This window comes from Pseudoalteromonas sp. BSi20652 (genome assembly GCF_000239855.1).
Lineage (GTDB): Bacteria > Pseudomonadota > Gammaproteobacteria > Enterobacterales > Alteromonadaceae > Pseudoalteromonas.
Genome location: NZ_BADT01000104.1, coordinates 79,665 through 86,411, shown reverse-complemented (window position 1 = coordinate 86,411; position 6,747 = coordinate 79,665). Strand labels below are relative to the sequence as shown.

General features: G+C 37.1%; 7 protein-coding genes. 1 reads left to right on the top strand and 6 read right to left on the bottom strand.

Annotated features, from left to right (window positions below):
• Positions 1-2: 2 nt before the first annotated feature.
• Complete coding sequence (locus P20652_RS08910; RefSeq protein WP_139048215.1) at positions 3-950, bottom strand: hypothetical protein; 948 nt, start codon at positions 948-950, stop codon at positions 3-5.
• Between the two features lie 267 nt (positions 951-1,217).
• Here P20652_RS08910 and P20652_RS08915 point away from each other — a divergent pair, with 267 nt between their 5' ends.
• Positions 1,218-1,559, top strand: a complete 342-nt coding sequence (locus P20652_RS08915) for a type II toxin-antitoxin system RelE/ParE family toxin (RefSeq protein ID WP_008168884.1) — start codon at positions 1,218-1,220, stop codon at positions 1,557-1,559.
• Positions 1,560-1,588: 29 nt separating this feature from the next.
• Here the strand turns inward: P20652_RS08915 and P20652_RS08920 are convergent, their stop codons facing one another.
• From P20652_RS08920 to P20652_RS08940, 5 genes are all read right to left on the bottom strand, one after another.
• Positions 1,589-1,885 carry a helix-turn-helix domain-containing protein gene (locus P20652_RS08920; protein WP_008168882.1) on the bottom strand — a complete coding sequence of 99 codons (297 nt, stop codon included), beginning with the start codon at positions 1,883-1,885 and terminating at the stop codon, positions 1,589-1,591.
• An 85-nt stretch (positions 1,886-1,970) separates the two neighbouring features.
• Complete coding sequence (locus P20652_RS08925; RefSeq protein WP_008168875.1) at positions 1,971-3,116, bottom strand: tyrosine-type recombinase/integrase; 1,146 nt, start codon at positions 3,114-3,116, stop codon at positions 1,971-1,973.
• A gap of 343 nt (positions 3,117-3,459) precedes the next feature.
• Positions 3,460-4,053 (bottom strand): DUF4303 domain-containing protein, encoded by a 594-nt coding sequence (locus tag P20652_RS08930; protein ID WP_008168864.1) that lies wholly within the window; start codon positions 4,051-4,053, stop codon positions 3,460-3,462.
• A 130-nt stretch (positions 4,054-4,183) separates the two neighbouring features.
• A complete protein-coding gene (locus P20652_RS08935) occupies positions 4,184-5,116 on the bottom strand; it encodes a hypothetical protein (protein ID WP_008168862.1) in 933 nt (310 codons plus the stop codon).
• 147 nt (positions 5,117-5,263) lie between these two features.
• Positions 5,264-6,712 carry a dihydrolipoyl dehydrogenase gene (locus P20652_RS08940; protein WP_008168860.1) on the bottom strand — a complete coding sequence of 483 codons (1,449 nt, stop codon included), beginning with the start codon at positions 6,710-6,712 and terminating at the stop codon, positions 5,264-5,266.
• Between the last annotated feature and the right edge of the window lie 35 nt (positions 6,713-6,747).

Sequence of the window (6,747 nt, the reverse complement as noted above, 5' to 3'; positions counted from 1 at the left end):
TATTAGCAAAAGACATCATAGCTAATAGGCAATCTTGGTTTTCCGCTTCTGTCTTTCCATTTGATATGGCTAACAGTGATTTCTGTTAGTAAGTTATATTTATCAAATACTCTATAGTCTTTATTATCATCAAGCTCATATTCAAGGTTGCGCCAATAAAGTTTAGCTGTAAGTGCTGGCTCTGCGCTTATTAGTCTAACTAGCAACTCATGAAAGTCATCAGTACGGGTTTCAGTGGTTTGCATACCTTTTGTGATTGGTGAAATAGCTTTAGTTACTTCGGCTTGTGCAATCTCTTGTGTTTTACCAATACCAGCTTTTAGTAAGTCTCTATGTAAAATACAAATATCGGCTAACTCAAAATTAATTCCCTCTGAGTAGAATTGTACCTTCGGTATTCTGGCATCAAATTCTTTTTCATATTCGTTTGGTTTAGATTGTTCTGCACCTAATGCTTTAAAGGTCTTATTCATCGCATTTTTAAACGAATGGAGTGTGTGTTCTTGCTCTTTTGGAAACAGCTTTGCAGGAATTTTGTCCCAGTTAATATCGCTTGGCTGTTTTGGTTGCCATGTATGTAAAAAGGCATTAGGTGTTTTTGATTCAAAGGGATAGTCATAATTTGCGCTAACTATCTTATCTTTGTTCAGTAACCAGAAGTATTTACAGTTAGTTTTATGCTTTGAGAGGAGTGTTAGCTGATCCTTCTGAGTGATACTTGCAAAGCCACTATATTTGACAGAGGCATATCCAATAAAGCCATTACCCTTCACCCAGCCACCAATAATGAATTTATTATCGGTGAGTCTAAAAGCTAAATCGAGCTTTGAGTTTTCAACTAAATAAAGCACATCACTAAAAGATAAATCGAACCGTTTTTCAAGTTCATCTAATCGGTAATATTCTTTTTCAATCATCAATGCATTCCATTTATTTATAGTGTTTTCCATCGACACAAGTTATCAAAAAAAATCAATCTAATCATCTAATAAGTATGAATTTTCATTCTTGTTTATCTAATAAAAAAGATGTGGTTTTTGAGGAAGTATATTAGAGTATGGATACCTACTACTGGTAGGTAATTAATCGCCGAAAGGCATAACGTGCAATTCTGCACATTCATAACAGGAAATAGCTTATGCAATTTTTTGTATTTTTAAAGACACCGAGTCATAGGAGCGCCTATGGCGAAGATTTAAACTAGAAAAGGAGACAATATGTCAGAAAACAATGTCAGTGTTACTAAACAGGCTTCGCGTGAGTTCAGTAAACTCTCGGATGATATGAAGAAAGCTTTCACTACTCATATGGTAGAAGCCCTTAAAAAGGGTGGATATTCATCTTTAGAAACTGAAAAGTTCAAATCAATTCATACTTCAGTTTATGAGGTTAAAGTGAAAGGGCGGCCTGCAGGACGCATGTTTTACACTACATTACTTGATGGTCACATCGAGATTCTAGCTTTTGCTACAAAATCCAGAAATGGTCAAGATCCTACAATTAAAGCAACTGTCGAACAGAGGTTTAAGGACTTTAAGTCCAATAACGGGGTTAAGTAATTAATAAGGGAGCATGCTCCCTTATTTTATTACTCAGAAATTGAAATATTTAAACCATTATCAGTGCCAACCTCGATTTTACAGCCAAGTCTGTCAGCGATCTTCATTAGTACTTCGATTGAGAACTTATCATGTTGATAGTTTTTAAGGTTGCTGATTCTTGGTTGGGTGACATTAAGCTCTATAGCTGCCTCTTTTTGATTCCAACCTTTTTGATCAATTTTGGCGTTTACTATAGTAAAAAGTTTACCTTTCGCTGTTATTTCAACAAGCTCGAAAGGGGAAAAGTTGTCAGCGAGCATTGTATCTAATGAAATGCTTGTCATTGTGTTACCTCCATTGATTGACATATATGATATATAAAATTTTATATATCAGCAAGGTTTATATAAAATTTTATATAAATATTTACTAACCAATCAAATTAACCGCAGCTGCTTTATGTTCTGGCGCTAAGTGCGCATACCTCAGCGTCATTTTTAAATCACTATGACCTAAAAGCTCACGTACTGTATTTAAGTCTACACTTGCCATTACTAACTTACTTGCAAAGTGGTGGCGTAAGTCATGAAATCTAAAATCGGTAATATTTGCATCTTCCAACAAAGTAGCCCAATCGTATCTAAAATCTACTATTCGTTGCTGGTTACTATCTTTAAACACATAGCCAATATTTCCCGATAGCTTTTGCCAATCCCTCAAAACATTAAATGCCTGTGTATTTAAGGGTATATGGCGAGTATTACCCGATTTAGCATTTTGAAAATCTACAGTCAGCACTTTATTTTCTAGGTTAACGTCATTCCAATTAAGCGATAAAATCTCGCCTTTACGCATCCCTGTATTGATAGCAAGAATAACGATAGTTGTTAGATGCTTAATATCGAACTTAGCAAGACTTTCACGTAAACGGAATTCTTCATCTTTTGATAAATAGCGAACCTTGGCGTTATCTACAGTTTGCGCTTTCACTTTTTGTAAATCGTGGCTATCAATAACTTCCCATTCGACCGCACGACTTAAGCAGCCTTTAATTAAATTTAGTTGGCGGTTTGTAGTTGCTGGTTTTATTCCATCGGCCAAACGCTTGTTACGCCATTTTTCCACTTCCCATGCTGTAATAGCTGATAGCTGAAAATCCATAAATTTGCTAAAAGCTGATTGAAATGCTTTTTTTGTTTTCTCTGCTGTTTTGGGGTTACGAGATAACAGCCAAGGGAAGTATTTTTCTTCTAAAAAGTGTTGCAGGGTGGATAGCTTAGACTGCTTTGTTTTAATGCGGTCTTGCTTTTTTACTTCGTGAACATTAATACCTTGGGTTACTTCAGCGATTTTATTTTTAGCTAAGTCTCTAGCTTGTGCTGGAGTAATTTTCCCATCATAACCTAAGTGATAATTTATTTGTTTGCCTTTGTGCCTATAAAACAAGAAGTAAGAGATTGCTCCTACACTAGATATGCGAGCATGAAAGCCTGCTATTTCAGTATCATTTAATCGTTTATGGGCAGGTTTTAAAGCTTTAATACTAGATAATGTTATTTTGGCTTTGACTGGCATGCTGTTTCTTCCTGTGTAGCACATATGTAGCAAGTGCATTGTGCCGCAAAGAACAGAGGAGAACAATAATGTATTTTTAAATTGAATTTTAGTTTATTTAAAACAGTGGTTTATGTTGTTTATTTGTTTCTGGTTGTTCATTGGGGTTTATAGGAATACATTAATAAAATGCACTCCTAAGGGGCAGTTGCAAGTTCGATTCTTGCAGGGGCTACCAATTAAATCAATAAGCTATGTTTTTTCTCCCCTTCCCTTATACTTTATGGATAGTTTATATGTATATGTATATGTATATGTATATGTATATGTATATGTATATGTATATTAAGTAGTGGTGCGCTTTTTAACTAAAGGCGCTTAAGGCTTCTTGCTCGCAATTTTCACGCTCTGCAATCATGGCTTCAAAGTCGGCTTGAATTTGTGTTAAAACGGCTGGTGGATTAAGTAGTTTTATTCTTTTAAATTGAATGCTTTCTTCTTCATCATAGGCAAGTATTGCTAAAGTGATTTTTTCACGTTCAAGACCGTTTGAAAATAGCCCTTTACTATCTAATTGTTTGAGCACTTTTTCCATTGTTGCAAGCCATTGGTACCAATTATCCATCGCTTCTATATCTGATTGTAAAGAATCAAGGTTATTTTCTAATTTTTGGCATTCCGCAGTTGTTTCATCAAAGTACTCTGAATAATCCTCAAGCGTGGGGTAGTTTTCAGGGTTCCATTTTGCCATGTAAAAACTGCTTACATCGTTGTTGTATTCTTTTTCAAATACTTTTTTTAAATTTGATAAGGTGTTAAACATTGGGAGCAATGAATAGTTGCCTGTGTGGTAAAACCCTATTACATAAAGATCGTTACCGTATTTTTGTATGACTTTTTTAAATGCGTTTTTAGTATTTTGATAAAGTACTTGTTCGAAGTTATTAGTATCTAACATAAAGTGGTAATTCCTTTTATGGTTATTTAATTTATTTAAAAAGGGGGGAGTAAGCTTTTTCAATTTGCCGCCATAAAATAAGATTGTAATAACCAGAGCTATTACTCTGGTTATCGTTAGCTATTTTATATTAACCATCACTAGTAATTGTATTAATTAATTCACTCAGTACGGTTTCGGCTTTACTGGTTTCTACTTGGCATGTGCCAGCATTTAAGTGGCCACCACCACCGTATTTAAGACACAGCTCACCGACGTTGGTGTTTGAGCTACGGTTAGTAATTGATTTACCTACGGCATACACTACGTTTTGCTTTTTAAGGCCCCACATTTTATGAATTGAGATGTTGCAGTCGGGGTACATTGCATAAATAACAAATCGGTTTGTGGCGTAAATCGTTTCTTCTTGGGTTAAATCAAGTACGACTAAATTTTTATGAATAGTAGCGCATTGAGCAATTTGCTCTTTGGCTTTTTCGTTATGCTCGTTATATAAAGCAACACGTTCGGCTACGTCTTCCATTTTTAAAATTTCTTCGATGTTTTGATCTTTACACGCGTCAATCAGTTTCATCATTAATTGGTAGTTTGAAATTTTAAACTCGCGAAAACGGCCAAGGCCAGTTCGCGCATCCATAATAAAGTTCATTAATACCCAATCGGTTGGGTTTAATATTTCGTCTTTTGAAAACTGAGCAGCATCGCCTTTGTCTACCGCATCCATCATTTCTACTGAAATGTTAGGGAGTTTTTCAGCGCCGCCATAATAGTCGTAAACTACACGTGCTGCTGATGGTGCTTTAGGGTCAATAATATGGTTTTTAATATCGCTTGCGTTACGAACTGTTTCGCTAAGGTGATGATCGAATGCTATATGGCAGCCAGCAACGTAGGGGAGGTTAGTGGTAATGTCGTTTTCGGTAATGTCTATTTTGCCATCTTGCATGTCTTTTGGGTGAACAAACAAAATATCGTCAATTAGGTCCAAGTCTTTAAGCAATACAGCACAAACTAAGCCATCAAAATCGCTGCGGGTGACTAGTCTAAATTTATTATTGGGCATAGCTATTCCATTTATTAAATTGAATTATCAATTAAGTGTAACAGCTAAATTTTTTTTTGAGAGGTCAGTTTTAAAAAATAATCATAAAAATAAAAGGCCAAAGTAAATACTTTGGCCTTTGTTAGCAAGTGTATATGTTGTGAATAGTTATGCGCCTGGGCCACATTCCATACATGAATTTACAATGTCTGGGCCAAATTTAAGTTTGGCGTTTAAATCGCGAAGGGCGGTACGTAACCCTTCTTCAATTACTGGGTGGTAAAATGGCATATCAAGCATTTCTGGTACGGTCATTTTGTTTTGTACAGCCCATGCAAGTAAGTGAGCAATGTGTTCGGCTTGTGGGCCAATAAACTCAGCACCTAAAAATAAGCCTGTACCTTGCTCTGCATATACACGCATGTGACCTTTATTTTTGAGCATTACGCGGCTGCGGCCTTGGTTTTCAAAGCTGACTTCGCCTACTTCAAAACAACCGCATGGGCCTAATCGGTCAGTAATTTGCTTAAAGCTTTCGCCTACCATGGCTATTTGTGGGTCGCTAAATACAGCTGCAATTTTAGCTCTGCGCAGACCTATACGTACATCTGGGAAGCGCCCTGCATTTTGACCTGCAATAGCACCTTGGTCAGAGGCTTCGTGTAGCAGTGGTAGCATGTTACTTGCATCGCCTGCTATAAATATGTTTGATTCACCACATTGCATTGTATGTGTGTCTGCGTGCGGTACGCCGCGTTCATCAAGTTCAATGCCGGTGTTTTCAAGGCCTAGTTTATCTACGTTAGGTACTCGGCCTGTGGCTGCAAGTACGTAGTCAAACTGTTCGGTGTGTTTTTCACCTTGTTTGTCGGTGTAAGTTAGCTGTGCTTTGTCGCCAACTTGCATCATGTCAGATACGTTTGAGTCGGTATCTACAAAAAATTCTTCAGCAAAAACAGTATTTGCGTAGTCTTTTACTACTGGGTCTGTAAGTGGGCCAATTGCGCCGCCTACACCAAATAGTTTTACATTTACGCCTAGTCGGCTAAGTGCTTGGCCAATTTCAAGACCTATTACACCTGGGCCAAATACAGCGACTGATTCTGGTAGGTCATCCCAATCAAATACGTCGTCGTTTATAATAAGTTTGTCGCCAAAGTTATTAAATACGCCAGGGTATGAAGGGCGTGAACCGGTGGCAATTACAAAGCGTTTTGCTGTAATAATTGTGTGGTCGTCTATTTGTATGCGGTTTGTGTCTAAAAATTTAGCGTAACCACGGATTTTATCACCTTCTGGTAATTCATCTACGGCTTCTACTACGAATCCTACAAAACGATCTCGTTCACTTTTAACGCGTGCCATAACTGCTTTGCCATCAATGACAGGCTTTGAGCTATGAACACCAAATGCAGGTGCCATTTCAATTGCGTGTGCGGCTTCGGCGGCTGCAATCAATAACTTACTTGGCATACAACCAACACGTGCACATGTGGTGCCGTATGGGCCTGATTCGATCATTAATACATTTTGTGTGAACTGTTTAGCATTACGATAAGCACTTAAACCTGCAGTGCCTGCGCCTATAACAACAACATCGGTTTGCAATTCTTTCATAGTATTTTTTCCTCTAATAAATAGGGGCATAAAAG